Below are 24,776 nucleotides of genomic sequence, written 5' to 3'. Positions count from 1 at the left end.
GTCAGGGAGGTATCCGTAATGAACACGCGAATGCGATGCGCGGCGTGGGCCGGCGCCGCATCCGTCATGGTGGTCTCGCTCACGGCCTGTGGTGGTCTGCTGCCCGGCGGGGACAGCGACAGCAGCGCGCCGGTGCGCAAGGGCAACGATGTCAAGATCGGTCTGCTCCTGCCGGAGAAGGAGACCGCACGCTACGAGAAGTTCGACTACCCCATCATCAAGAGACAGGTGGAGAAACTCACCAGCGGTCAGGGGCAGGTGGTCTACGCCAACGCCGGGGAGGACGCCGACCTGCAGAACCGGCAGGTGGCGGAGATGATCGCCAAGAAGGTGGACACGCTGATCGTCGACGCCGTCGACGCGAAGGTGATCGCCTCCTCGGTGCAGAAGGCCAAGGACGCGGGCATCCACGTCATCGCCTACGACCGGCTCGCCCAGGGCCCGGTGGACGCGTACGTGGGCTTCGACAACGGGCTCGTCGGCCAGACCCAGGGCAAGGAGCTCGTCCAGGCCCTCGGCGACAAGGCCACCAAGAGCAGCAAGATCGTCATGATCAACGGCTCGCCGACCGACCCGAACGCGGCCGACTTCAAGGAGAGCGCCCGCGCGGAGCTGACGGAGGCGGTGACCGTCGCCAAGTCGTACGACACGGTCGCCTGGAAGCCCCAGAACGCCGAGGCCAACATGGCGCGGGCCATCGCGGACATCGGCGCCGCCAACATCGCGGGCGTGTACTCGGCGAACGACGGCATGGCCGGCGGGGTGGTCGAGGCGCTGAAGAAGGCCGGGCTCACGAAGATGCCGCCGATCACCGGCCAGGACGCCGAACTCGCCGCCGTGCAGCGCATTCTGACCGGCGAGCAGTACATGAGCGTCTACAAGCCCTACCCGGAGGAGGCCGCGACGGCCGCCGAGATGGCGGTGCGGGTCGCGCAGGGCCGCAACATCGAGTTCGAGGCCCTCGCGATGGACACCGTCGACAGCCCGACGAACAAGCAGATCCGCACGGCGAGCATCAGCGTCGTCGCGCTCAAGCGCGACAACATCAAGCAGACCGTGCTGAAGGACAAGATCTTCAAGCTGTCGCAGATCTGCACGCCGAAGTACGAGGCGGCGTGCGCGGATGCCGGTCTGAAGTAGGAGCAGAACAAGGAGCAGCGGAGCGGGGCGGTGCCGCGCCGCCGGTGTGCCGCTCGATGACGTCCCGTGCGCGGGACGGAGGTCGAGGCCGGCCGAGCGGCGCCGCTCCGGTGCGCGTAGGAGGCCCTGCGTGTGCAGTCGCACATTGTTGAGGCGCGGTGTGAAGCGGTCGTCCGGGTGGGCACCGGGACGCGGGGAGCCGGGTCGGCGGGTGTGACGACTGGCTGAGAACATGCCTCTTCGCGCGCGGCGGCCAGGGGTGCGGGCCGCGGTCAGTGATCTCCCACGTGGAGCCCGGACTGGCCTATGAGAAAGCCGAGTTGGGCGCGGCTCGCGCTGCCGAGGGTGGCGGCGAGCTTGGCGATGTGGACGCGGACGGTGCGGATGTTCATGCCGAGGCGCTCGGCGATGACGGCATCGGTGTGGCCCTCGATGAGCAGCTTCGCGATGGTGCGCTGGCGGGCCGAGACCCCGTTCGACGTCGGCTCCTCGTCGGCCGCCTGCGGGAACATCGGCGTGCCCAGCCGCCACAGCCGCTCGAACGTGGTGGCCAGATAGGCGATCAGTGCCGGGTGCCGGATCTCCAGGGCGACGGTGCGGTCCGGGTTGGCCGGGATGAAGGCCACGGTGCGGTCCAGCATGACGAGGCGCTCGGTGACCTCGTCGAGGGTGCGGACCTGGACGTCGCCGTGCAACTGCTCGTAGTGCGCGATGATCGACGGGTAGTGGCGGGACGGGTGCTGGTACAGGGTCCGCATGCTGCAGCCGCGGGCCAGCAGCTCCTGTTCCCGGGGGAGCGCGGAGGCGAGCAGCTCGGGCGGTCTCTGCCCGCCGGGCTGGATGGTCAGCAGTTCCTTGGAGGAGACGGCCATGGCCGCCCCGATCGCGTCGTTGATCCGCTGGAACCCGAGCAGCACCTCGATCATCGGGGTGCTCGGGATCGAGGCACGCTGCGCGGCGAGGTCGATCAGCGGGGCGAACGTCTCCGCCAGCAGGGCTTCCTTGCGGCGCTGTTGCGCGATGCCGTCCTCGACGGCCTTCAGCAGGTCGGGCAGGACGACCGCCGGCGGCACCGGGCGCAGCCACTGCGGGTCGTCGGTGTCCCGGCGCAGCAGCCCGAACGACTCGAGGCAGGGGACCGGTTCGGCCTCCTCGCGATGTACACGCCCCTCGCGCAGGGTCCTGGCGTACAGACTCGATCCGGCCTCGCAGAGCTCTTCGGGTCCGTGCTGGTGGGCGTCTGGGATCACGTGTGGACTCTCTTCGACCGACTGTGGGGGTTCCTGGCAGGCGCGTCAGTTCTCCCGTTCGAGAATTCCTGACCTGGCTATCAGATAGCCGAGCTGAGCGCGGCTCCCGCTGCCGAGGGCGGCGGCCAGTTTGGCGATATGCGCTCGACACGTACGGACGTTCATGCCCAGGCGGCGCGCGATCGCCTCGTCGACGTGGCCCTCGATGAGGAGCTTTGCGATGGAACGCTGGACGCCGGTGATGCCGTCGGTCGGCGGGGCGTAGGGGGTCTCGTCGAGCAGCGGCACCGCCCTTTGCCAGAGCTGCTCGAAGACGTTCGCCAGGTACTCGACGAGGCCGGCGTGGCGCAACTCCAGTGCGGCGTGGCGGTCTTCGCGGGCGGGAATGAACGCCACGGAGCGATCGATGATGATCAGCCGCTCGATGAGTTCCTCCAGCGTGCGTATCTCGACGTTGCCCTGGGCCAGCGCCTCCGCGTAGGCGAGCGTGCCGTGGCTGTGCCGCGCGGTGTGCTGGTAGAGCGTGCGCATGGTGATGCCGCGGTCGGTTATCTCCTTCCCCATCTGCAGCGCTTTGGTGAGAGTGTGCTCGTCACGGCCGCCGCCGGGCTGCACCGTGAGCATCTCGGACGCGCAGTCCGCGAGAGCGGTTTCTATGGCGTTGTTGATCCGCTCTTTGCCCTCCAGGACCGTGATGGTGTGCATGGTGGGTTGCGCCTGCGCACTGATGGCCAAGAATGGCTCGAAGGTGTCGGTGAGTTCGACCGCGAGGATCCTCCGTTCCTGGATCTCGCGTTCGAGCGGGTGAAGACGCTGTGAGAGTGCGGCGGAGGGCGCCACCGGGCGGAGCCAGGCGGGATCTTCTGGATCAGGATGCAGGAGCGCGAGGTCCAGGAGGCAGGGGGCCGAGGTCACTTCGGTGCGCGCGATGCGTCCTGAGCGCAGAGCGGCGGCGTACAACTGCTTGCCTGCGTCGCACAGCTCGGTCGTGGCGTGTGGATGTGCCCGGTTTGAGCTTATTGATGGCATTGCTCCACCCCCCAGGGTCCTGAACGTGCAGGAACATGATGCATCGACCCTGTGGTGTTTGCGTGGCCGAATGAGCCATCGTCATGGAGAGCCGGGGGAGAGAAGCCATGGAAGTGAGGACAAAACCCACTATGCGTAAGGGAATACTTGGCGTAGCACTTGCTGGCGCCTTCTCCGCCGGGTTGGTCTTCGGTGCGGTCGGTCCGGCGGATGCGATCTGGAACTCCGCGCCGACGGTTCAGGCGGCGCCCGGCGATGCGATCTGGAACTCGGCGCCGGCGGCCGCGGTGGCCCAGAAGGACCCGGTCTGGAACGCGAAGCCCGCGGACGCGATCTGGAACTCCGCGCCGGCGGCCTCGGCGGCGCAGCAGGACCCGGTCTGGGACTTCGCCCCTGTGGTGCAGAAGGACCCGGTCTGGAACGCGAAGCCCGCGGACGCGATCTGGAACTCCGCACCGCTGAACTCGGCGGCGCAGCAGGACCCCGTCTGGAACTCCGCACCGACGGACGCCGCCGCATGATCACTCCGCCCGACGACAGGACCCTGCGCCGCGAGATGGCGATCGCCTACCGGTCCGGCTGGCACACGATCGACCTCGTGACGGCGATTCCGAACCCGGGTGACTCCCTCATGGTCACCCTCTTCGGAGAGCCGATCATCGTGGTGCGGGACGACGAGGACGACGTCAAGGCGTACCGGTGTCTGCGTCGCCCCCGCGGCGCACCGCAGCCGGTGCGGACCGTCGTCCGGTACGGAATGATCTTCGTCAACCTCGACCAGCGTGATCACCAGCTGGTCGGGGACGCGGGGCCCGGGGCCTCGCACACCGGCTCTACCTCTGCCACCCCCCGCAGTGCCTGACGCGATTCCCCCGTCGTAACAGATCGCGCAGGTGCTTCCCCCCGCAGCGGCGTCACCGTGGACCTGAACACGGTGGCGCCGCTGCAGTTTTGTGCGCGGTTCGCGCCGCCGGGCCGGAGCCTCGCGCAGGGCTCTCAGTCGTCGAAGACGGCGTTGCCCGTGCCCCGGTCCACCGCGATCTCGATGACGACGCGCTCCGGGTTCGGGCGCGGGGCGCGGCTGTAGCGCTCGGCGTACCGGCGCTCGGCGTCCGCGACCGAGTCCGGGTCCGTGCGGACGGTCGCCGTGCCCTCCAGGGTCGCCCAGCGCCGGCCGTCGACCTGGCAGACCGCGACCCGCGCCGGTTCCCGCCCCGCCAGGACGTGGGCGACCTTCCGCGTGGTCCCGCTCGTGATGACGCGGGCCACCCGCTGCTCCGCGTCGTAGGTCACGCCGACCGGGACGACGTGCGGCGTGCCGTCCGGGCGCAGGGTCGTCAGCGTGCACAGATGCCGCTCCCGCCAGAAGCTGAGGAAGGCGGTGCCGGGGGCGTCCAGGTCGATCTTTTTGGCCATGACCGGGAATCTATCCTCCCTACCTTGAGTGGAATAGACTCAACTTTGTGTACGTTGGACAGGTCAGATCTGACCGTGGCGTGACGCAGAAGGAGACAGGTACGTGGACGCCGAGCTGACGAACCGGAGCCGTGACGCGATCAACGCGGCCAGCAGTCGGGCCGTGTCCGGGGGGCACCCGGATCTGACCCCGGCGCATCTCCTGCTCGCCCTGCTGGAGGGGCAGGACAACGAGAACATCACCGACCTGCTGGCCGCCGTCGACGCCGACCAGGCGCAGGTGCGGGCCGGGGCCGAGCGGGTGCTCGCCGGGCTGCCGAGCGTGACCGGGTCGACCGTCGCGCCGCCGCAGCCCAGCCGCGAGATGCTCGCCGTCCTCGCCGACGCCGGCGCCCGCGCCAAGGACCTGGGCGACGACTACCTCTCCACCGAGCACCTGCTGATCGGCATCGCCGCCAAGGGCGGAGCGGCCGGCGAGGTGCTGACCGCGAACGGGGCCGGTGCGAAGAAGCTGGCCGAGGCATTCACCAAGAGCAGGGGAGGGCGCCGGGTGACCACACCCGACCCCGAGGGTTCGTACAAGGCCCTGGAGAAGTTCGGTACCGATTTCACCGCCGCCGCCCGCGAGGGCCGGCTCGACCCCGTCATCGGACGCGATCAGGAGATCCGCCGGGTCGTGCAGGTGCTGTCGCGGCGCACGAAGAACAACCCCGTGCTCATCGGTGAGCCCGGCGTCGGCAAGACCGCCGTCGTCGAGGGCCTCGCCCAGCGCATCGTGAAGGGCGACGTGCCGGAGTCCCTGAAGGACAAGCGGCTCGTCTCGCTCGACCTCGGCGCCATGGTCGCGGGCGCGAAGTACCGCGGCGAGTTCGAGGAGCGGCTCAAGACCGTCCTCTCCGAGATCAAGGAGAGCGACGGGCAGGTCATCACGTTCATCGACGAGCTGCACACCGTCGTCGGCGCGGGCGCCGGCGGCGACTCCGCCATGGACGCGGGGAACATGCTCAAGCCCATGCTCGCCCGCGGTGAGCTGCGCATGGTCGGCGCGACGACCCTCGACGAGTACCGCGAGCGCATCGAGAAGGACCCCGCTCTGGAGCGCCGCTTCCAGCAGGTGCTGGTCGCCGAGCCGAGCGTCGAGGACTCCATCGCCATCCTGCGCGGCCTCAAGGGACGCTACGAGGCCCACCACAAGGTCCAGATCGCCGACAGCGCGCTCGTCGCCGCCGCCACCCTCTCCGACCGGTACATCACCTCCCGCTTCCTCCCCGACAAGGCCATCGACCTCGTCGACGAGGCCGCGTCCCGGCTGCGCATGGAGATCGACTCGTCCCCCGTCGAGATCGACGAACTCCAGCGCGCCGTCGACCGGTTGAAGATGGAGGAGCTGGCCATCGGCAAGGAGACCGACCCGGCCAGCCGGCAGCGCCTGGAGAAGCTGCGCCGCGACCTCGCCGACAAGGAGGAGGAGCTGCGCGGTCTCACCGCCCGCTGGGAGAAGGAGAAGCAGTCCCTCAACCGCGTCGGTGAACTGAAGGAGAAGCTCGACGAGCTGCGCGGGCAGGCCGAGCGCGCCCAGCGCGACGGCGACTTCGACACCGCCAGCAAGCTGCTCTACGGCGAGATCCCCACCCTGGAGCGGGACTTGGAGGAAGCCTCCGCCGCCGAGGAGGAGGTCGCCAGGGACACCATGGTGAAGGAGGAGGTCGGGCCCGACGACATCGCCGACGTCGTCGCGTCGTGGACCGGCATCCCCGCCGGGCGCCTCCTGGAGGGCGAGACGCAGAAGCTGCTGCGCATGGAGGACGAGCTCGGCAAGCGCCTCATCGGACAGAGCGAGGCCGTGCGCGCCGTGTCGGACGCCGTCCGGCGCACCCGCGCCGGGATCGCCGACCCCGACCGGCCGACCGGATCGTTCCTCTTCCTCGGCCCGACCGGCGTCGGCAAGACCGAGCTCGCCAAGGCCCTCGCCGACTTCCTCTTCGACGACGAGCGGGCCATGATCCGCATCGACATGAGCGAGTACGGCGAGAAGCACAGCGTCGCGCGGCTCGTCGGCGCCCCGCCCGGCTACGTCGGGTACGAGGAGGGCGGCCAGCTCACCGAGGCGGTGCGCCGCAGGCCGTACTCGGTCGTGCTGCTCGACGAGGTCGAGAAGGCGCACCCGGAGGTCTTCGACGTCCTGCTCCAGGTGCTCGACGACGGACGGCTCACCGACGGCCAGGGCCGCACGGTCGACTTCCGCAACACCATCCTGATCCTGACCTCGAACCTGGGCTCGCAGTTCCTCGTCGACCCGCTCACCGGCGAGGACGAGAAGCGGCAGCAGGTGCTCGACGTCGTACGGGCCTCGTTCAAGCCGGAGTTCCTCAACCGCCTCGACGACCTGGTGGTCTTCTCCGCCCTGGACAAGGACGAGCTGCGGCGCATCGCGGGCCTGCAGATCGACCGGCTGGCCAAGCGCCTCGCCGAGCGGCGCCTCACGCTCGACGTCAGCGACGCCGCCCTCACCTGGCTCGCCGAGGAGGGCAACGATCCGGCCTACGGAGCGCGCCCGCTGCGCCGCCTGGTGCAGACGGCCATCGGCGACCGGCTCGCCAGGGAGATCCTGTCGGGCGAGGTCAAGGACGGGGACACGGTCCGCGTCGACGCCTTCGGCGACGGCCTCCTGGTCGGCCCCGCCACCGGCAAGACGCTGTAGCGACCGTCCGCAGTCGGCGAACGGCCAAAACCCGGCGGACAGGCCTTCCGGGCTTGCCCCCCGGGGGGCCCCGTGGGAGAGGATGGGCCCCAGCCATACGAAGGGACCAAGCACGTGAGCATCGACCCGTCCTCGATTCCGAACTTCGGGGGACAGCCCGAACCGCAGCAGGGGGCGGGACCGGCAGGCCCCGTCATCCCCGACCAGGATCTCGTCAAGCAGCTCCTGGAGCAGATGGAGCTCAAGTACGTCCTCGACGACGAGGGCGACCTCGCCGCGCCGTGGGAAGAGTTCCGTACGTACTTCATGTTCCGCGGCGAGGGCGACCAGCAGGTCTTCTCGGTGCGGACGTTCTACGACCGGCCGCACACGATCGAGGTGAAGCCGCAGCTCCTGGAGTCCATCGACGACTGGAACCGGCGCACCCTGTGGCCCAAGGTCTACAGCCACACCCACGACGACGGCACGGTCCGCCTCATCGGCGAGGCCCAGATGCTGATCGGCACCGGTGTCTCCCTGGAGCACTTCGTGTCGTCGACCGTCAGCTGGGTGCGCGCCGCGATCGAGTTCGACCGCTGGCTCGTGGAGCAGCTCGGCCTGGAGTCCGAGGTCGACTCCGCCGAGAAGCCGCAGGACGACGGCGAGGAGTGACCTTCCGGTCGACCCCCTCCAGCTACAGGGGCGTGTGGGCGTAGACGATCAGATACGTCCCGTACGTCACCGAGAGCCCGGCCAGTACGCCCACCACCAGGAGGGCGTGCGCAGGCCGGGCTCTCGCCGTTCTGGCCAGGGCACAGGCCAGCGGCAGCAGCAGCGGGAACGCGGGCAGCAGGAAGCGCGGCTTGGACTCGAAGAAGCCGGAGCCGCCGACGGCGACGAGGAGCAGGACGCCGCTGTACACGAGCAGCGGCAGCGGGGCGCGGTCCAGGAGCAGCAGGGCGAACAGCAGCACCCCCACCGCCACGATCACCAGCGTCATCGCGAACACGAACCGGTCCCCGTCCAGCAGCATCCGCTTCGCGAACCGGGCCGAACCGGCCCCGAAGTCGAACGTCGAGCCCCAGCCGCGCTGCACCGCGAAGTACCCGCCGAGCGGATCGCCCTTCCGGAGCCCGACCCACAGCACGTACGCGGCCCAGCCGGCCGGCGCGAGCAGCGCGCCCGTCCACAGCCTGTGGGGAACCCGGCCGCGCCGCCGCACCATCTCGTACCCGGCGGTGACCAGGACCGCCGCGGCGACCGCGGAACCGTTCGGCCGGGACAGGCCGGCGAGCGCGGCCAGCGAACCCGCCCACAGCCAGCGCCCGCGCAGCACCGCGTACAGCGACCACGCGGCCAGCGCCGTGAGGACCGGCTCGGTGTAGGCCATGGACAGCACGACCGAGTGCGGCAGCAGGCCCCACAGGACGACGAGCAGGGTGGCCACCGTGCGGCCGTGCAGGAGGGTGCCGATCCGGTAGACGCCGAGGGCGGCGGCGAGCGTCGCGGCCCACGCGATCAGCAGGGCGCAGGTCCCGGCGCCGAGCGGGAGCGCCCCGTGCAGGGCCCGGATCAGCGCCGGGTACAGCGGGAAGAACGCCAGGTCGCTGTGGACGACGCCGGGCTCGAAGTACAGGGTGCGGACGCCGTAGCCGTGCGCGGCGATGCCGAGGTACCACTCGGAGTCCCAGGACCGGCCGAGCAGGGTGAGGGGCCGCTGGTCGCTCAGCCGGGCCGCGGCGGCGACGGCGAGCATGCCGGTGAGCCGGGCGGCGGCGAACAGGCCGAGGGCGCGGGCCGCGCCGGACGGGCGCAGGCGCGGCAGGGCCCGGGATCCGGCGGTGGCTGAGGGGGTGTCAAGAACGGCGGTGCTCTGCTCGGTCACATCCGAACCCTGCGATGCCCGTGCCGCGCCCGCGATTCGGGCGCGGCCAGACGGGGGCGGCCGCGGGGCCTCAGAGCTGCTTGAGCCGTCCGACGGCGTCCGCCAGTACGTCGTCCCGCTTGCAGAACGCGAACCGGACGAACGGGGCGCCGGCCTCCCGGTCGTCGTAGAACACCGCGTTCGGGATCGCGACGACGCCGCACCGCTCGGGCAGCGCCCGGCAGAACGCGAAGCCGTCGTCGAAGCCCAGCGGCCGGATGTCGGTCGTGACGAAGTACGTGCCCTGCGGCCGGAAGACGCCGAACCCGGCGTCCGCCAGGCCCGCCGCGAGCAGATCCCGCTTGGCCGTCATACCGGCCCGGAAGTCCGCGAAGTAGGAGTCGGGCAGGGCGAGGGCCTCGGCGACCGCGTACTGGAACGGGCCGGACGAGACATAGGTGAGGAACTGCTTCGCCGAGCGCACCGCCGTGACCAGCTCCGGTGCCGCCGTCACCCAGCCGACCTTCCAGCCGGTGAACGAGAACGTCTTGCCCGCGGAGCCGATCGTCACCGTCCGCTCGCGCATCCCGGGCAGCGTCGCGAGCGGCACGTGCTCGGCGTCGTCGAAGGTCAGGTGCTCGTAGACCTCGTCGGTGACGACGAGCAGATCCCGCTCGACGGCCAGCTCGGCGACGGCGGCCAGCTCGGCGCGGGTCAGCACGGTGCCGGTCGGGTTGTGCGGGGTGTTGATCAGCAGCAGCCGGGTGCGGGGCGTGATCGCGGCGCGCAGCTCGTCCAGGTCGAGGCGGAACGAGCCGTCGTGCGGCCGCAGCGTCACGGGGACGCGGGTGCCGCCCGCCAGCGCGATCGAGGCCGCGTACGAGTCGTAGTACGGCTCGAACGCGACGACCTCGTCACCGGGCTCGACCAGCGCGAGCAGCGAGGCGGCGATGGCCTCGGTCGCGCCCGCCGTCACCAGGACCTCACGGTCGGGGTCGAGCGCGATGCCGTAGCGGCGCTCCTGGTGCGCGGCGATCGCGGTGCGCAGTTCGGGGACGCCCGGGCCCGGCGGGTACTGGTTGCCGCGCCCGTCGCGCAGCGCCCGCACCGCCGCCTCGCGCACCTGCTCGGGGCCGTCGGTGTCGGGGAAGCCCTGGCCGAGGTTGATGGCGCCGGTCGAGACGGCCAGCGCGGACATCTCCGCGAAGATCGTCGTCCCGAACTCGGCGAGCCGGCGGTTGAGGAGCGGGCGCGGGCTGGCAGGCGTGGCGGTCATGGCCGCCATCCTGCGCCGAACCCCTGGAGTTCCTCAACTTGCCGAGGGAGGCGCCGCTCGCTCATGAGTCCGGCTCGTGAAGCACTCCTCCGATGCCCTGCCGGGGTATAGCGTGGAGGTGAACCGTGAGGGCATGCGGACCGGGCGGATCCGGTTGAAGTGGCGCCCTTGGACGGGCAGACCCGGGACAAGAGGCGAATACGCGTAATCCCTGTCAGCGGGCACGTCATGGCTCTTCTACGGAGCCGCCTCTCTCTCGCTGCCGGACGGGTCGTGCCCGGTCCCTGTCGCTGTCGCTGTCGCTGTCGCGGAAGCGGGAGACCGCTGATCGGCAGGAACGCCATGCCTACCAACGACCTCAACCTGTACGTCGCCCGGGCTGTTCTCGACCTCGCTCACCGTCCCGAAGGCTTCGATCCGCTCGAATTGCTGCACGATCTGACCGCGCAGGCGGTCGCTCTGCTGCCGGTGCGCTGCGCCGGAATCACGGTCCGGAACGAGCAGGGCCAGGTCGTCTACGTCACTGCCTCCGACATGACGTGCGCCGGCCTGGAGGAGGACCAGATCGAGCTGGACGAAGGGCCGTGCCTGGACAGTGTCAGGACCGAGCAGTCCCTGCCGCTGACCCTGCTGACCAGCCCGTGGGCCGCGGAACGCTGGCCCCGGTTCACTTTCCGCGCCCGCCGCGTGGGTATCAGGGCCGTCGCCGCGGTGAGGCTGCCTCTGCCGCACATGACCTTCGGAGCACTCAACCTGATGATGGCGGGACCGCCTTACGTCACCAGCCGGGACCTCGAACTGGCCGACGTCCTGGCGAAGGCCGCTGCTGTGGCCCTGACGCACCAGCGGCTGCTGGCCGGCCGGGACGAGGTCGTCGCCCAGTTGCAGACCGCGCTGGACAGCCGCTTGGTGATCGAGCAGGCCAAGGGGGTGCTTTCGGCCACCCTGAACGTCAGCGTGGACGAGGCGTTCACCCGGCTGCGGGCCCACGCCCGCGCCCGGGGGCAGAAGCTCACCGTGCTGTCGACCCGGATCGCCCTGGGCGACATTCCCCATGACCTCGTCCCGGCCCCGTGAGCCCGGTCCCACGCCGGGCACGCTGGTTTCCTTCCTGCTGCGTGCGGTCCGGAAGGGAACACGTGATGTCTCGTGATGAGTCGGCAGACCTCGTCTCACGACTGCGTCGGGCCGCGCGCGACAGCCAGAACCTGTCCGCAGTGCCTGCGGCCACCGCTGCCCGCCTGCTGCACCTGGATGCCCTGACCTTGAGCTTCATCTCTTCCGGCGGCCAGTTGGAACTGCTCTGGGCCGATCCCGCCGACCCCATGGGGCCCGTTCTCGAAGACCTCCAGTACACCCTCGGCGAAGGCCCCACCCTGGATGCCGTTCGCACCCGCCGCACCGTCACCGAAGTCGACCTGTCCGCCACCGCCCGCTGGCCCCTCTTCACGCCCGCCGCCTGCCGCACCCCGGCACGCGCCGTCATCGCCACCCCGCTGCTCCTGGGTGTCATCGCCGCGGGCGCGCTGACCGGCTACCAGACCACCCCGGGCCCCTTCCCAACGGAACAGCAACGCAACATGGCCCGCTTCGCCCAAGTGGCCCTGGACCTCCTGCTGAGCACCCCGCCCGCAGCCATGACCACCGAAACCGGCCTGCAGGCCAACGGCCTTGAGCTGCACCGCGTCGAGCTCCACCAAGCCGCCGGCGTCCTCACCGTCCACCTGGGGCTGCCCATCGAGGACGCTCTGCTCCGCCTCCGAGGACACGCCTACCGGCACGGCCGGCCCGTGCTCGACGTGGCGCGCGACATCCTCGCGGGCCGCATCGAGCTCGAACCGGACCGCCCTTAGACGGCCCGCTCGGCCACCATGGCCCCTGGTTCCGCCTCCGCGGCAGGCCAGGGGCTTTCGCGTACCCGGAAACCTCTGGAGTTCCTCAACTCTGCTTTGACCGCGTACGGGCACGGGCATCCCCCTCACACGCCCCGCTCGGGGCGCCCCTCGGGGGATTCGGGGGAACGAGAAAGGAGGACCGGTGATGGAAGCAGTCGTCATCGTGGTCTTCGTGGCAGTGGTCGTCGCCATCGTCGTCGGAACGGCCCGGGCGGGCGGCAGCGGCCGCTCGTCGCGTACATCTCTCAAGAAGCGTTCCAGCGGTTCGCGCAGCAGCGGCAGCTGGTGGGCCGGCGGCGGCGGGGCCGTCGGCGGTTCCTCGTGTTCTTCCGGTTCGTCCGGCCATCACGGCGGGCACCACTCGTCGTGCGGCGGCGGATCCTCGTGCGGCGGCGGCAGCTCCTGCGGCGGCGGCTCGTCGTGCGGCGGCGGGGGAGGGTGCGGCGGCGGCAGCTGACGCCGGACCCGGGGCGTGCGGCCCGCGCGGAGACGACTGACACGGGGCAGTCGGTCCGCGTGGGCCGCACGCACGTTCCCCTTGACACCCGGCCGGTGGTGCATCGGTCACGAAAGATGACCGCGACAGTTGAACAGTTGAGCTGTGCAGCCCTCGGGGGGATGGAAACCCTCCGAAGTTGGGTAAAAACGCTGTGACGCCGCCACCGCTCATGATTCCCTCTTAACCGTCAACTCAGCCCTCGTACTACGTTCTCAACGCGTTCTCGTGGGCACGAGCCGGTCCCTATGACGTAGCCGGCCCCATCTCCCCCTGCGTGCCAGCGGAGCCGACCCATGCTCACGACCCTGAACACCGCCTACACCGACACGAGTGCGGCCGATCTGGCCTGGGCCCTGGGCCGCGAGCCGCTTCCCGCGCTCGCCTCCCTCGACCTCGAACTTGCCGGTGCGAAGCTTCAGTTGAGGCTCCTCGGCGCCTCCCACCAGGTACTTCTCGAGGAGGAGCAGGGCAGCTGTTCCGAGACCGTCGCCTGTATCCCCGGCAGCAGCACCCCGCTGCCGCTCGGCGTCGCCAAGCGGGTCGGCGACTGGGAGTACGAATTCGCCGCCCGAGTCGAACATTTGACGGCTGGTCAGTTCGCCGGACGGGCCCAGGAGCTGCTGGCCCTGGTCGCCGACCACCCGAACGGGCTGGCGGGCGTCTTCCCCGGCAGCCCGCACGCCTTCACGGCGATGCTCGCCCAGCGCCACGAGGGCCAGGTGCAGTGGCGCACCTGGCACGCCTATCCGCAGGACGGTCAACTCGTCGCCACCCGCAGCCGGGTGGGAGTACGGATGCCGCTCGCCGCCGCACTGTAGTTCTCACCGAGGGCGGGGCGGGGAGTATGCGTGCCACGCGCCGGTTCCACACGTGTGGGTGACCGGGTGGAGTCGGACGGTGACGTAGCGTTCCAGGCGTGATCGAACCGCACGTGCCCGCCCCGCCCGCGGGCCCCGGACTGTCCCGGTCCCGCAGCGGGCCGGGCCGGGCCCCGCTCCCCGTGAAGCCGGGCACCGGCCGGTTCCTCGTGCTGGCCTGCGTCTTCGTCTGCGCGGCCTGCGGACTCGTCTACGAGCTCGAACTGGTCGCGCTGGCCTCGTACCTGATGGGCGACTCGGTCACCCAGGCCTCCGTCGTGCTGTCCGTCATGGTCTTCGCGATGGGCCTCGGCTCGCTCGCCGCCAAGCGCCTGCGGCTGCGCGCCGCCGCCGGGTTCGGCCTGGTCGAGGCCGCGCTCGCGCTCGTCGGCGGCTGCAGCGCGATGGCGCTGTACGCCGTGTTCGCGTGGACCGGCGGCTGGGGCGGGGCCTGGAGCGACGGCCCGCGCTGGCTGCTGGTCGCCTTCTCCCTCGGGATCGGGGTGCTGATCGGCGCCGAGGTGCCCCTGCTGATGGTGCTCATCCAGCGGATCAGACGGCAGGACCCGGGCGGCGCCGTCGCCGACCTGTTCGCGGCGGACTACGTCGGCGCGCTGGTGGGCGGCCTCGCCTTCCCGTTCCTGCTGCTGCCGATGCTCGGCCAGCTCACCGGCGCCCTGCTGACCGGCGCGGTCAACGCGGTGGCCGGGGGCGCCCTCGTGCTCGGCCTGTTCCGGCGGGACCTGAGCACCCGGGGCCGCTGGCTGCTGCTCGTCGCCAACGTCACGGTGCTCGGCCTGCTCGCCGCCGCCTGGGTCCTCGTCGACGACTTCGAGCGGGCCGCGCGGCAGGCCATGTTCGGCGCGCACATCCGGGTCGCCGAGCGGACCGGGGAGCAGGAGGTCGTGCTGGCCGGGGGCGAGCACGGCCCCGTCGACCTGTACCTCGACGGGCAGCTGCGGGTCAGCGGCCGCGACGAGGCCCGCTACCACGCGGCGCTCGTCGACCCCGCGATGCGCGGCGCGCCGCACGCCCGGGTCCTCGTGCTCGGCGGCGGGGACGGGCTCGCCGTGCGCGAGGTGCTGCGCCACCCCGGGGTGCGCCGGGTGGACGTCGTCGACACCGACCCCGGGGTCGTACGCCTCGCCCGCACCGATCCGCGGCTCACCTCCCTGAACGGGCGGGCGCTGAACGATCCGCGGGTGCGCGTGACCACGGGGGACGTCTTCAGCCGGCTGCGCGCGGTGCGCCGGGCCGTCCCCTACGACGTGGTCGTCTGCGATCTGCCCGACCCCGGCCGCACGGACAGTACGAAGCTGTACTCGCAGGAGTTCTACGGGCTGGTGGGGCGGGTGCTCGGCCCTCGCGGGCGGGTCGTGGTGCACGGCGGGGCGGTGTCGGGGCGGTTCTGGACGGTCGAGTCGACGGTTCGCTCCGCGGGGTTGCGGGTGGTGGCCTATCGGGGGGCCGGGGATGCGGGGTTCGTTCTCGGCGGGTGGGAGACGCCGGCCGGGGTGTCAGGTGTGCGGGTGATCCGGCCGGGCCGGGGGTACGCCCCGTCGACGCTGGTGCATCCGCGGTACGGGAGCTAGACGCCGTGGGGGTGTCGTGTGCGTCGCCGGGTGCGGCCCGGTGGGGCTTCTCGCGCAGTTCCCCGCGCCCCTGAGGGAACGGCGCGACCAGCCCCCACCGGCCGGAACCCGCAGCGATCCGTACCCGCAACGGCGAAGAGGACCCCCGTTCCCGACGGAGTCGCTAGGCTCGGGTGGCATGGAGCATGAGGTGTTCGTTCCGGTTCCGGCGGAGTCCCTACGGGCGGTGCTCTGCGATCCCCTCCGCGTGGCCCGGGCGCTGCCCGGGTTCCAGCGTGACGCCTCCGGCGAGGGAGGCCGCCTGAAGGTACGGATCGGCGGGCACGCCATCACGTACCGCGGCACCGTCCGCGTCACGGAGGCGTCCGACGGCTCGTTCGCCGTGACCGGCGACGCCACCGAGGCCCGTGGCACGGGCGGCGTGAAGTTCGCGCTGAGCGCCCGCGTCGCCGCGTCCGGCGGCGGCTGCGCCCTGGTCTTCACCGGCACCGCCTCCGGCGACGGCCGCGTCGCCGAACTCCCGCAGGACGCCGTGGAATCGGCGGCCCACCGACTGCTGAACCGTTTCGCGGGGAACCTCGGCGCGGCGGTCCAGGAGCCCGGCTCCGAGGAACCGGACGAGGAACCGCGGGACGACACGGACACCCCCGCGGAGCAGCACGTGTCCGTCCACGAGACCGAGGTGCCGCCGTCCTCCCTGGCCCCCGGGGCCGACGCCGGCGTGATCGACGGCATCGAGGAGATGGCCGACCTCGACGGCATCGAGGTCGCGGAGAGCACCGGCGACCTCCCGGCCGAGCCCGCCGCCGCCCACGCCCGCCGCACGATGATCGGCCGCAGCGCCGAGGAGGTCGACCACGCGCCGCCGCGCGGCCGGTACGCCCCGGTGCCCGCGCCGGAGGGCGTCACCGCGAGCGCCACGCTGCGCTGGGCCGCGCCCGCCGCCGCCCTCGCGGTCGCCTCGGCGATCGTCGTCGGCCGGGCCCTGCGCAGGCGCCGGTAGCGCGGCCGGGAGGCCCGGGTCATAGGGTCGGCGTCGTGACGACAAAGGAAACGACGCTGACCGCGGGCGACGCGGAAGTGACCGTGGCGCCGGGCAACGGCTGCCGGGTGAGCAGTCTGAGGATCGCCGGCACCGAACTGCTGCGGCAGGGCGAGCGCTACGGCTGCTTCCCGATGGTGCCGTGGTGCGGGCGCATCAGGGACGGCCGCTTCCGGGACGGCACGCACGTCCACCAGATGCCGCTGAACTCCCCGCCGCACGCCATCCACGGCTTCGCCCGCGACGCCGAGTGGACCACCGCGCGCGTCAGCGACACCGAGGCCGTGTTCACGTACGACCTCGCCGAGCCCTGGCCGTACACCGGCCGGGTCACGCAGCTGGTCGCCCTCACCGAGGACTCGCTGACCCTGACCCTGGGCATCGAGACGTACGGCGACTCGTTCCCCGCGCAGGCCGGCTGGCACCCCTGGTTCAACCGGCAGCTGGGCGACTCCCAGGTGGAGATCGCCTTCGACGCCGCCTGGCAGGAGCAGCGCGGCGAGGACCATCTGCCCACCGGCAAGCGCATCGACGTACAGCCCCAGCCGTGGGACGACTGCTTCGGCATGCCCGACGGCGTCGACGTCACGCTGACCTGGCCCGGCGAGCTGGAGGTGAACGTGAAGAGCCGCGAGCAGTGGGTCGTCGTCTACGACGAGCAGGAGGCGGCGGTGTGCGTCGAACCGCAGACCGGCCCGCCGAACGGGCTGAACACCGCGCCCCGCCTGGTCACCCCGGTCGAGCCGCTGGAGGCGAGCACCACATGGACCTGGCGGCGGCCGTAAAACCGGGCCTTTAAGCTCGTAGGCATGACGACGAACGACGTGCGCGACGCGCTGCTCCAGCAGATCAAGGACAAGGCCGTGGTGCACGGCAAGGTGACGCTCTCCTCCGGTCTGGAGGCCGACTACTACGTCGACCTGCGCCGCGTCACCCTCGACGGCGAGGCCGCCCCGCTCGTCGGCCAGGTGCTGCTCGACCTGACCGCCGACCTGGACTTCGACGCGGTGGGCGGCCTGACCATGGGCGCCGACCCCGTCGCCGGCGCGATGCTGCACGCCTCCGCCGCCCGCGGCGAGCGGCTGGACGCGTTCGTCGTCCGCAAGGCCGCCAAGGCGCACGGCATGCAGCGCCGGGTCGAGGGTCCGGACATCAAGGGCCGTCGGGTGCTCGTCGTCGAGGACACGTCCACGACCGGCGGCTCCCCGCTGGAGGCCGTCCAGGCGGTGCGCGAGGCGGGCGCCGAGGTCGTCGGCGTCGCCACCATCGTGGACCGGGCCACCGGCGCCGCCGAGAAGATCACCGAGGGCGCCGGGGTCCCGTACCTCTTCGCGTTCTCGAAGGACGAGCTCGGCCTCGACTGAGGCCGGACCTCGGGCCAGGTCCTATGACCCGCCATGTCAGGCCTTCCCCGGACTGGAGCATTCGCGCAAGTCTGGAAGGATGGGGGCGACGATGATGTCACCCCATGGTGCTTGGTGAGGGTCGGACCACCGGTCGAGACACCTGAACAACCCAAACCCGCAATCGCGCGCTTCACGAGGAGTCGGCAGATGGCCATCGCAACCCCGGATCAGTACAACGAGATGCTCGACCGGGCCAAGGCGGGGAAGTTCGCCTACCCGGCCATCAACGTCTCGTCGACGCAGACCCTGAACGCCGCGCTGCAGGGCTTCGCGGAGGCCGAGTCCGACGGCATCATCCAGATCTCGACCGGTGGCGCCGAGTACCTGTCGGGCCAGGGCGTGAAGGACATGGTGCCGGGCGCCGTCGCCCTCGCCGAGTTCGCGCACGTCGTCGCCGAGCGCTACCCGAACAAGATCGCGCTGCACACCGACCACTGCCCCAAGGGCAAGCTGGACGGCTACGTGCGCCCGCTGCTCGACATCTCCGCGGCCCGCGTGGCCGAGGGCAAGAACCCGCTGTTCCAGTCGCACATGTGGGACGGCTCGGCCGAGACCCTCGCCGACAACCTGGACATCGCCCAGGAGCTGCTCGCCAAGGCCAAGGCCGCGCACATCATCCTGGAGATCGAGATCACCCCGACCGGCGGTGAGGAGGACGGCGTCTCGCACGAGATCAACGACAACCTCTACACCACGGTCGACGACGCGGTGCGCACCGTCGAGGCCCTCGGCCTGGGCGAGAAGGGCCGCTACCTGCTGGCCGCCTCGTTCGGCAACGTGCACGGCGTGTACAAGCCGGGCAACGTCGTGCTCCGCCCCGACCTGCTCGCCGAGCTGAACGCGGGCATCGCCGAGAAGTACGGCAAGCCGGCCGGCTCCAAGCCGTTCGACTTCGTCTTCCACGGCGGCTCGGGCTCCACCCTGGAGGAGATCCGCACCGCGCTGGAGAACGGCGTCGTGAAGATGAACCTCGACACCGACACCCAGTACGCCTTCACCCGCCCGATCGCGGGCCACATGTTCGAGAACTACGACGGCGTCCTGAAGGTCGACGGCGAGGTCGGCAACAAGAAGACGTACGACCCGCGCGTGTGGGGCAAGAAGGCCGAGACGGGCATGACCGCCCGCATCGTCGAGGCCTGCGAGAGCCTGCGTTCGACGGGTACGCGCATCAAGTAACCCGTATCAGCCCGTGTGCGGGCCCGGCGTTCCTTCGGGGTGCCGGGCCCGTGCCATGCCCGGAGGTATGCAGTGACGCCGACGTACGACTTCGACACCCCCGTCGACCGGCACGGCACCTGGTGCGTGCAGTGGGACGGCATCACGGACCGCTTCCCGGTGCCGGACCTGCTGCCGTTCACCATCTCCGACATGGACTTCGCGTGCGCGCCCGAGGTGCTCGGCGCCCTCGGCACCCGGCTCGCGCACGGCGTGTTCGGCTACACGGACTGGCAGAACGAGGACTTCCGCGGAGCGATACGCGACTGGTTCCGCACCCGGTACGCCACCGAGGTCGACGTCGACCGGCTGGTGTACGCGCCGTCCGTCCTCAACCAGGTCTCCCAGCTGCTGCGCATGTGGACCGGACCGGGCGACGGCGTCGTCCTGCACGCGCCGACCTACGACGGCTTCCGCAAGGCGGTCACCGGCCTCGGGCGCGAGATGCGCACCGTCGGGGTCGACGACTGGGCCGGTCTGGAACGGGAGCTGGCCCGCCCGGACAGCCGCGTCCTGATCCTCTGCTCGCCGCACAACCCGACCGGGCGCGTGTGGACGGACACCGAGCTGCGGCGCCTCGCGGACCTCGCGCGGACCCACGACGTGGCGGTGATCAGCGACGAGATACACGCCGACCTGACCCACGACGGACACCTGCACCTGCCGTGGACGCGGTACGCCGACGGGCTGCGCTGGGCGCTGGTCACCTCGGCCACGAAGTCCTTCAACTTCCCCGCGCTCAGCGGAAGTTACGGGTTCATCGGGGACCCGGACGACCACGCCGAGTTCGTCCGCCGGATGAACACCGGCGAGGGCCTCGCCTCCCCGGCCGTGCTCTCGCTCACGGCCCACGTCGCCGCGTACCGCGAGGGCGGCGCGTGGCTGGATGCCCTGCGCGCGTACACGTACGGCAATCTGCGGCTGCTGGAGGAGCGGCTCGACGCGGCCTTCCCCGAGCTGAAGTGGCGTGTCCCGCAGGCCGGATATCTGGCCTGGATCGATCTGCGCCCGCTCGGCGTCACGGCGGACGAGGAACTGCAGCGCATCCTCGTCGAGCAGGAGAAAGTCGCCGTCATGCCGGGCGGCACGTACGGCGCTCCCGGTTTCGTGCGGCTGAATCTCGGCTGTCCGCGCGCCAAGGCGGAGGCCGGGATCGACGCGGTGGTGCGGGCCGTGCGGACGCTCACCGCAGGTGACTGATTGGCGCCGTGGAGCGCAGCCACCCGGATGGCGCAGACTGGAACCCATGAGCCTTCACGAGAACCTCCTCGGGGGACCGCCCCCGACCCACCTGCCCGACGACCCGGAGCCGCGCGAGCTGCTCGCGAACGGCACGGCCCCCGCCGATGTCGCCGCGAAGTACCCGACCTCCTCGCTCGCCTGGGCGCAGCTCGCCGACGCCGCGTACGAGCGGGGCAGCGTCGTCGAGTCGTACGCGTACGCCCGCACCGGGTACCACCGGGGCCTGGACGCCCTGCGCCGCAGCGGCTGGAAGGGCCACGGGCCCGTGCCGTGGGAGCACGAGCCGAACCGCGGCTTCCTGCGCGCCCTGCACGCCCTGGCCCGGGCCGCCGGAGCCATCGGCGAGCAGGAGGAGTACGAGCGCTGCTCGCAGTTCCTGAAGGACTCCTCGCCGGCCGCCGCGCAGACGCTCGGCTAGTCGCCCGCACCCGTGAGGCCCGCCTGTGATCAGGCGGGCCTTGCCGTTTCGGGGGACGATTGTGAAGGATGCGAGGCGGGGACCGGGGCCCCGTGCCGGTAACGGCAGGGCGGACCGCTACCCGGAGTACGCAACAGGAGACAGCGATGTCCCACGACGCGGAAGCAACACCGCATCTCGACTTCGCGGGCACCACGCCTTACGAGGACTACGTCCAGGCCGATGTCCTCACCCACCTTCAGCACCTGCGCTCGGACGATCCCGGCGAGATGGTCTTCCTGGTGACGACCCAGGTGATGGAGCTGTGGTTCACCGTCATCGTCCACGAGTGGGAGACCGCGGCCCGGGCTCTCGCCGACGACGACGTGCCGGCCGCGGTGGCCGCGCTCAAGCGGTCCGTGCGCGAGCTGGACGCGCTGAACGCCTCGTGGCGTCCGCTGGCGCAGCTCACCCCGGCCCAGTTCAACTCCTACCGGTCGGCCCTCGGCGAGGGCTCCGGATTCCAGTCGGCGATGTACCGGCGCATGGAGTTCCTGCTCGGCGAGAAGTCCGCGTCGATGCTGGTGCCGCACCGCGGCGCGCCCCGTGTCCACGCCGAGCTGGAGAAGGCGCTGCACGAGCCCAGCCTGTACGACGAGGTGCTGCGGCTCCTCGCGCGGCGCGGCCACCACGTGCCGCGCGCCGTCCTCGACCGGGACGTGTCGCAGCGCTACGAGCCCTCGCCGGAGGTGGAGGCCGCCTGGACGGCCCTGTACGCCGGGGACGAGAGCGCCGAGCTGGCCCGGCTCGGCGAGGCGCTGACGGACGTGGCCGAGCTGGTGTGGCGCTGGCGCAACGACCACCTGGTGGCCACGCGGCGCGCCATGGGCGCCAAGACCGGTACCGGCGGCTCCGCCGGGGTGGCGTGGCTGGAGAAGCGCGCGCAGAAGAACGTGTTCCCCGAGCTGTGGACGGCGAGGTCCCATGTCTGACGCTTCTGACCTGTCCGAGCGGGCGCGGAAGCTCGACGCCGACGATCAACTGGCTGATGTGCGAGGCGACTTCGTCCTGGACGACGTGGTCTACCTGGACGGGAACTCGCTGGGCGCGCTGCCCGCGAACGTCCCCGGACGGCTCGACGACGTGGTGCGGCGCGAGTGGGGCCGGCTGCGCATCCGCTCCTGGACCGAGTCCGGCTGGTGGACGGCGCCCGAGCGGATCGGTGACCTGATCGCCCCGCTGGTCGGCGCGGCGCCCGGCCGGATCGTGGTCGGCGACTCCACCAGCGTCAACGTGTTCAAGGCGCTGGTCGGCGCGGTGCGGCTGGCGGGGGGACCCGAGGCGGGCCGGGACGAGATCCTCGTCGACGCCGCGACGTTCCCGACGGACGGGTACATCGCCGCGTCCGCCGCGCGGCTGACCGGCTGCTCGGTGCGGGCCGTCGCCCCGGACGAGGTGCCGGGCGCGCTGAACTCCCGTACGGCGGCGGTGCTGTTGAACCACGTCGACTACCGCTCCGGCCGGCTGCACGACCTGCCGGGTCTGACGGCGGCGGTCCGCGCGGCGGGCGCCGTCGGCGTCTGGGACCTGTGCCACAGCGCGGGCGCGCTGCCGGTCGGCCTCGACGAGCACGGGGTGGACCTCGCGGTCGGCTGCACGTACAAGTTCCTGAACGGGGGCCCGGGTTCGCCCGCGTACCTGTACGTGCGCGGTGAGCACCAGGACGCCTTCGACTCCCCGCTGCCGGGCTGGAACTCGCACGCCGAGCCGTTCGGGATGCGCCCCGCGTACGAGCCCGCCGACGGGGCGGTGCGCGGCCGGGTCGGGACGCCGGACATCCTGTCGATGCTGGCCCTGGAAGCGGCGCTCGCGGTGTGGTCGCGGCCGGACGTCTCCGTCGCGGCGGTCCGCGCCAAGTCCCTCGCCCTGACGGACTTCTTCCTGGAGTGCGTCGCGGCGTACGTGCCCGAGGGGCGGGTCGAGGTCGTCACCCCGGCCGCGCACGCGGAGCGGGGCAGCCAGGTGGCGCTGCGCTGCGCGGACGCCGGTGCGGTGATGGAGCGGCTGATCGCGGCCGGTGTCGTCGGCGACTTCCGGGCGCCCGACGTGCTGCGGTTCGGCTTCACACCGCTCTACCTGGGGTTCGCCGAGGTGGAGCGGGCGGCGCGGGTCCTCGCGGACACGCTCGGCTGACCGGTCTCAGCTGACGTAGGCGCCCGCCGCGACCGCCGCGAGCGCGGCCTCCACGGCCCGGGCCGCGTCCGCCTCGGTGGGCGCGGCCCCGGTCGTCAGCAGGCGGTAGTAGAGCGGCGCCGAGACGGCGCGGACGACCTCCGGGGCGTCCGTGCCGGCCGGAGCCTCGCCCCGGGCGACGGCCTCCTCGACGGCCGGCGCCCACTCGGCGACCCGCACCTCGTAGAACCGGCGCAGCGCCTCGGCCGTGCGCGCGTCGCAGGTCGCCGCCGCGATCACCGCGCGGAACAGCGGGCCCTGGCGCGCGTCCGCCAGCGTCCGGCGCACCAACTGCGCGTTGGCCGTCAGGTCGCCGCGCAGCGAGCCGGTCGCCGAGCGGGGCAGCGACTCCTGCGCCATCTGCGCGAGGAGATCGGCGACCAGGCCGGTGGGCGAGCCCCAGCGCCGGTACACCGTGGTCTTGCCGACGTCCGCGCGGCGCGCGACATCCGCCAGGTCGAGGCGGTCGAAGCCCTGCTCGGCCAGCACGTCGCCCGCGGCGTCGAGCACCGCGGCGCGGACACGGGCCGTACGGCCGCCGGGACGGAGCGTGCCGGGTTCGGGTTCGCTGGTCATGACAGCCAGGGTAACGGCACGGCAGGACCGTTTATTCGGTCACTGTACGTGTCGGCGCACGTCATCGGCCTGGTAGCGTCCGCTTACCTGCTGATCCCTGCTGATTCCCCGCTGGTTCACCGATTCACCATGGGGTCGCGCAATTCCATTGCGACGTCGAGAGGTTGGAGCATGCCGGACGAAGCCGCCGCGCGCGACGAGGCGGAGGAGGCGTCGGCCTTCTCGCACCCCGCTGTCCCGCCGGACGTCACCGTCGCGTACGGCGATCACCCGGATCAGGTCGTCGACTTCTACGCGCCCCGGGACGGTTCGACCGCGGCTCCGCTGGTCGTGGTTCTGCACGGCGGCGCGTGGCGGGCGCCGTACGACCGGGAGCATCTGAGCCCGTTCGCCGGCTTCCTCGCCCGGCGCGGCTTCGCCGTCGCCAACGTCGAGTACCGGCGCGGCAGTTCCCTGCCGCACCAGGGCGCCGACGGGCCGGTCGCCGGGCGCTGGCCGGAGACCTTCGACGACGTGGCGGCCGCGCTCGACGCGCTGCCCGCCCTGGTCGCGGAGCATCTGCCGACGGCGGACGCGCGGCGCACCGTGGTCACCGGGCACTCGGCGGGCGGCCACCTCGCGCTGTGGGCCGCGGCCCGGCACGTGCTGCCCGCGGACGCGCCCTGGTACACCCCGGCCGCGCCCGCGCTGCGCGGCGTCGTGGCGCTGGCCCCCATCGCGGACCTCGCCCTCGCGCAGGAGCTCGGCGTGTGCGGCGGGGCGAGCGCCCAGCTCCTCGGCGGCGAAGGGGAGTCGTTCGACACGCGGCGGCCGTGGGCCGATCCGGCGGAGCTGCTGCCCACCGGCATCGCGACGACGCTCGTCCAGGGGCGTACCGACACGACGGTGCCCTTCGCCGTCGCCGAGGCGTACGCCGACGCGGCGGCCAAGGCCGGCGAGGTCGTCGGCGTCACGTTCCTGGAGGAGGTCGGCCACTTCCCGCTGATCGACCCGGCGGCGGACGCGTGCGCGGTGGTGGCGGAGGAGATCGCCCAACTCGCCTGGTGAGAGCCCGCTTTCGCACCCCCGTCGTCCGCCCGGAGGCGGTCGCACCCCCTACCCGGGGATGAGGGAGTGATACCGGGGAGCTACGCGCGCAGTTGGCTCCGTGGTGTGATGCCGACTA

At 71.7% G+C, this 24,776-nt stretch carries 25 protein-coding genes; 19 read left to right on the top strand and 6 right to left on the bottom strand.

The window, feature by feature from the left end; translation table 11 throughout:
• The first annotated feature begins 18 nt into the window (after window positions 1-18).
• Entirely contained in the window at window positions 19-1,140 is a 1,122-nt protein-coding gene (locus ACQUQD_RS19515; RefSeq protein WP_428953394.1) for a substrate-binding domain-containing protein, read from the top strand.
• 272 nt (window positions 1,141-1,412) lie between these two features.
• On the opposite strand, the gene ACQUQD_RS19510 is transcribed toward ACQUQD_RS19515, so the two are convergent.
• Complete coding sequence (locus tag ACQUQD_RS19510; protein ID WP_428957601.1) at window positions 1,413-2,387, bottom strand: LuxR C-terminal-related transcriptional regulator; 975 nt, start codon at window positions 2,385-2,387, stop codon at window positions 1,413-1,415.
• A 48-nt stretch (window positions 2,388-2,435) separates the two neighbouring features.
• The gene (locus tag ACQUQD_RS19505) at window positions 2,436-3,419 is read right to left on the bottom strand and encodes a helix-turn-helix transcriptional regulator (protein ID WP_428953393.1); all 984 of its coding nucleotides are present in this window, start codon (window positions 3,417-3,419) and stop codon (window positions 2,436-2,438) included.
• A gap of 131 nt (window positions 3,420-3,550) precedes the next feature.
• On the opposite strand from ACQUQD_RS19505, the gene ACQUQD_RS19500 reads away from it, so the two are divergent.
• A complete protein-coding gene (locus tag ACQUQD_RS19500; protein WP_428953392.1) occupies window positions 3,551-3,940 on the top strand; it encodes a hypothetical protein in 390 nt (129 codons plus the stop codon).
• Window positions 3,937-4,281, top strand: coding sequence for a hypothetical protein (locus ACQUQD_RS19495; protein ID WP_428953391.1), 345 nt, complete (start codon window positions 3,937-3,939; stop codon window positions 4,279-4,281). Before ACQUQD_RS19500 ends, ACQUQD_RS19495 begins: the two co-directional genes overlap by 4 nt.
• Window positions 4,282-4,415: 134 nt before the next feature.
• On the opposite strand, the gene ACQUQD_RS19490 is transcribed toward ACQUQD_RS19495, so the two are convergent.
• The gene (locus ACQUQD_RS19490) at window positions 4,416-4,835 is read right to left on the bottom strand and encodes a PPOX class F420-dependent oxidoreductase (RefSeq protein WP_428953390.1); all 420 of its coding nucleotides are present in this window, start codon (window positions 4,833-4,835) and stop codon (window positions 4,416-4,418) included.
• A gap of 103 nt (window positions 4,836-4,938) precedes the next feature.
• On the opposite strand from ACQUQD_RS19490, the gene clpB reads away from it, so the two are divergent.
• A complete protein-coding gene (gene clpB, locus ACQUQD_RS19485) occupies window positions 4,939-7,536 on the top strand; it encodes an ATP-dependent chaperone ClpB (RefSeq protein WP_428953389.1) in 2,598 nt (865 codons plus the stop codon).
• Window positions 7,537-7,650: 114 nt separating this feature from the next.
• The gene (locus ACQUQD_RS19480) at window positions 7,651-8,187 is read left to right on the top strand and encodes a YbjN domain-containing protein (protein ID WP_428953388.1); all 537 of its coding nucleotides are present in this window, start codon (window positions 7,651-7,653) and stop codon (window positions 8,185-8,187) included.
• Window positions 8,188-8,209: 22 nt separating this feature from the next.
• Here ACQUQD_RS19480 and ACQUQD_RS19475 read toward each other — a convergent pair whose 3' ends face one another.
• Complete coding sequence (locus ACQUQD_RS19475) at window positions 8,210-9,400, bottom strand: hypothetical protein (RefSeq protein ID WP_428953387.1); 1,191 nt, start codon at window positions 9,398-9,400, stop codon at window positions 8,210-8,212.
• A 70-nt stretch (window positions 9,401-9,470) separates the two neighbouring features.
• Complete coding sequence (locus ACQUQD_RS19470) at window positions 9,471-10,664, bottom strand: pyridoxal phosphate-dependent aminotransferase (RefSeq protein WP_428953386.1); 1,194 nt, start codon at window positions 10,662-10,664, stop codon at window positions 9,471-9,473.
• A gap of 333 nt (window positions 10,665-10,997) precedes the next feature.
• Between ACQUQD_RS19470 and ACQUQD_RS19465 the strand changes: the two genes are divergently transcribed.
• The 13 genes from ACQUQD_RS19465 to ACQUQD_RS19405 all read left to right on the top strand — a co-directional run bounded on the left by ACQUQD_RS19465 (window position 10,998) and on the right by ACQUQD_RS19405 (window position 22,996).
• Complete coding sequence (locus ACQUQD_RS19465) at window positions 10,998-11,732, top strand: ANTAR domain-containing protein (protein ID WP_428953385.1); 735 nt, start codon at window positions 10,998-11,000, stop codon at window positions 11,730-11,732.
• 65 nt (window positions 11,733-11,797) lie between these two features.
• Entirely contained in the window at window positions 11,798-12,508 is a 711-nt protein-coding gene (locus tag ACQUQD_RS19460; RefSeq protein WP_428953384.1) for a GAF and ANTAR domain-containing protein, read from the top strand.
• 187 nt (window positions 12,509-12,695) lie between these two features.
• Window positions 12,696-13,007 (top strand): hypothetical protein, encoded by a 312-nt coding sequence (locus tag ACQUQD_RS19455; protein WP_428953383.1) that lies wholly within the window; start codon window positions 12,696-12,698, stop codon window positions 13,005-13,007.
• A gap of 335 nt (window positions 13,008-13,342) precedes the next feature.
• Window positions 13,343-13,867 carry a DUF2617 family protein gene (locus ACQUQD_RS19450; protein ID WP_428953382.1) on the top strand — a complete coding sequence of 175 codons (525 nt, stop codon included), beginning with the start codon at window positions 13,343-13,345 and terminating at the stop codon, window positions 13,865-13,867.
• A gap of 98 nt (window positions 13,868-13,965) precedes the next feature.
• Window positions 13,966-15,498: a polyamine aminopropyltransferase gene (locus tag ACQUQD_RS19445; RefSeq protein WP_428953381.1), complete on the top strand. Its 1,533-nt coding sequence runs from the start codon at window positions 13,966-13,968 to the stop codon at window positions 15,496-15,498.
• A gap of 178 nt (window positions 15,499-15,676) precedes the next feature.
• Complete coding sequence (locus ACQUQD_RS19440; RefSeq protein WP_428953380.1) at window positions 15,677-16,501, top strand: SRPBCC family protein; 825 nt, start codon at window positions 15,677-15,679, stop codon at window positions 16,499-16,501.
• 35 nt (window positions 16,502-16,536) lie between these two features.
• Window positions 16,537-17,325, top strand: a complete 789-nt coding sequence (locus ACQUQD_RS19435; RefSeq protein ID WP_428953379.1) for an aldose 1-epimerase — start codon at window positions 16,537-16,539, stop codon at window positions 17,323-17,325.
• Between the two features lie 24 nt (window positions 17,326-17,349).
• On the top strand, window positions 17,350-17,904 hold the full coding sequence (gene pyrE / locus ACQUQD_RS19430) for an orotate phosphoribosyltransferase (protein WP_428953378.1): 555 nt from the start codon (window positions 17,350-17,352) through the stop codon (window positions 17,902-17,904).
• Window positions 17,905-18,093: 189 nt separating this feature from the next.
• A complete protein-coding gene (gene fbaA / locus ACQUQD_RS19425; protein WP_428953377.1) occupies window positions 18,094-19,125 on the top strand; it encodes a class II fructose-bisphosphate aldolase in 1,032 nt (343 codons plus the stop codon).
• Window positions 19,126-19,197: 72 nt separating this feature from the next.
• Window positions 19,198-20,364, top strand: a complete 1,167-nt coding sequence (locus tag ACQUQD_RS19420; protein ID WP_428953376.1) for a MalY/PatB family protein — start codon at window positions 19,198-19,200, stop codon at window positions 20,362-20,364.
• 46 nt (window positions 20,365-20,410) lie between these two features.
• A complete protein-coding gene (locus tag ACQUQD_RS19415; RefSeq protein ID WP_428953375.1) occupies window positions 20,411-20,824 on the top strand; it encodes a DUF3151 domain-containing protein in 414 nt (137 codons plus the stop codon).
• A gap of 146 nt (window positions 20,825-20,970) precedes the next feature.
• Window positions 20,971-21,795, top strand: a complete 825-nt coding sequence (locus ACQUQD_RS19410; RefSeq protein ID WP_428953374.1) for a tryptophan 2,3-dioxygenase family protein — start codon at window positions 20,971-20,973, stop codon at window positions 21,793-21,795.
• Window positions 21,788-22,996, top strand: coding sequence for a kynureninase (locus ACQUQD_RS19405; RefSeq protein ID WP_428953373.1), 1,209 nt, complete (start codon window positions 21,788-21,790; stop codon window positions 22,994-22,996). The genes ACQUQD_RS19410 and ACQUQD_RS19405 overlap by 8 nt, the downstream gene beginning before the upstream one ends.
• 6 nt (window positions 22,997-23,002) lie before the next feature.
• On the opposite strand, the gene ACQUQD_RS19400 is transcribed toward ACQUQD_RS19405, so the two are convergent.
• Window positions 23,003-23,611 carry a TetR/AcrR family transcriptional regulator gene (locus ACQUQD_RS19400; RefSeq protein ID WP_428953372.1) on the bottom strand — a complete coding sequence of 203 codons (609 nt, stop codon included), beginning with the start codon at window positions 23,609-23,611 and terminating at the stop codon, window positions 23,003-23,005.
• Between the two features lie 171 nt (window positions 23,612-23,782).
• Between ACQUQD_RS19400 and ACQUQD_RS19395 the strand changes: the two genes are divergently transcribed.
• A complete protein-coding gene (locus tag ACQUQD_RS19395; protein WP_428953371.1) occupies window positions 23,783-24,658 on the top strand; it encodes an alpha/beta hydrolase in 876 nt (291 codons plus the stop codon).
• Window positions 24,659-24,776 lie beyond the last annotated feature (118 nt).

The sequence above is a fragment of the Streptomyces sp. cg35 genome, assembly GCF_050410835.1.
Taxonomy (GTDB): Bacteria; Actinomycetota; Actinomycetes; order Streptomycetales; family Streptomycetaceae; genus Streptomyces.
The sequence above is the reverse complement of the archived record's forward strand: the minus strand, read 5'-3'. Positions and strand labels throughout refer to the sequence as shown.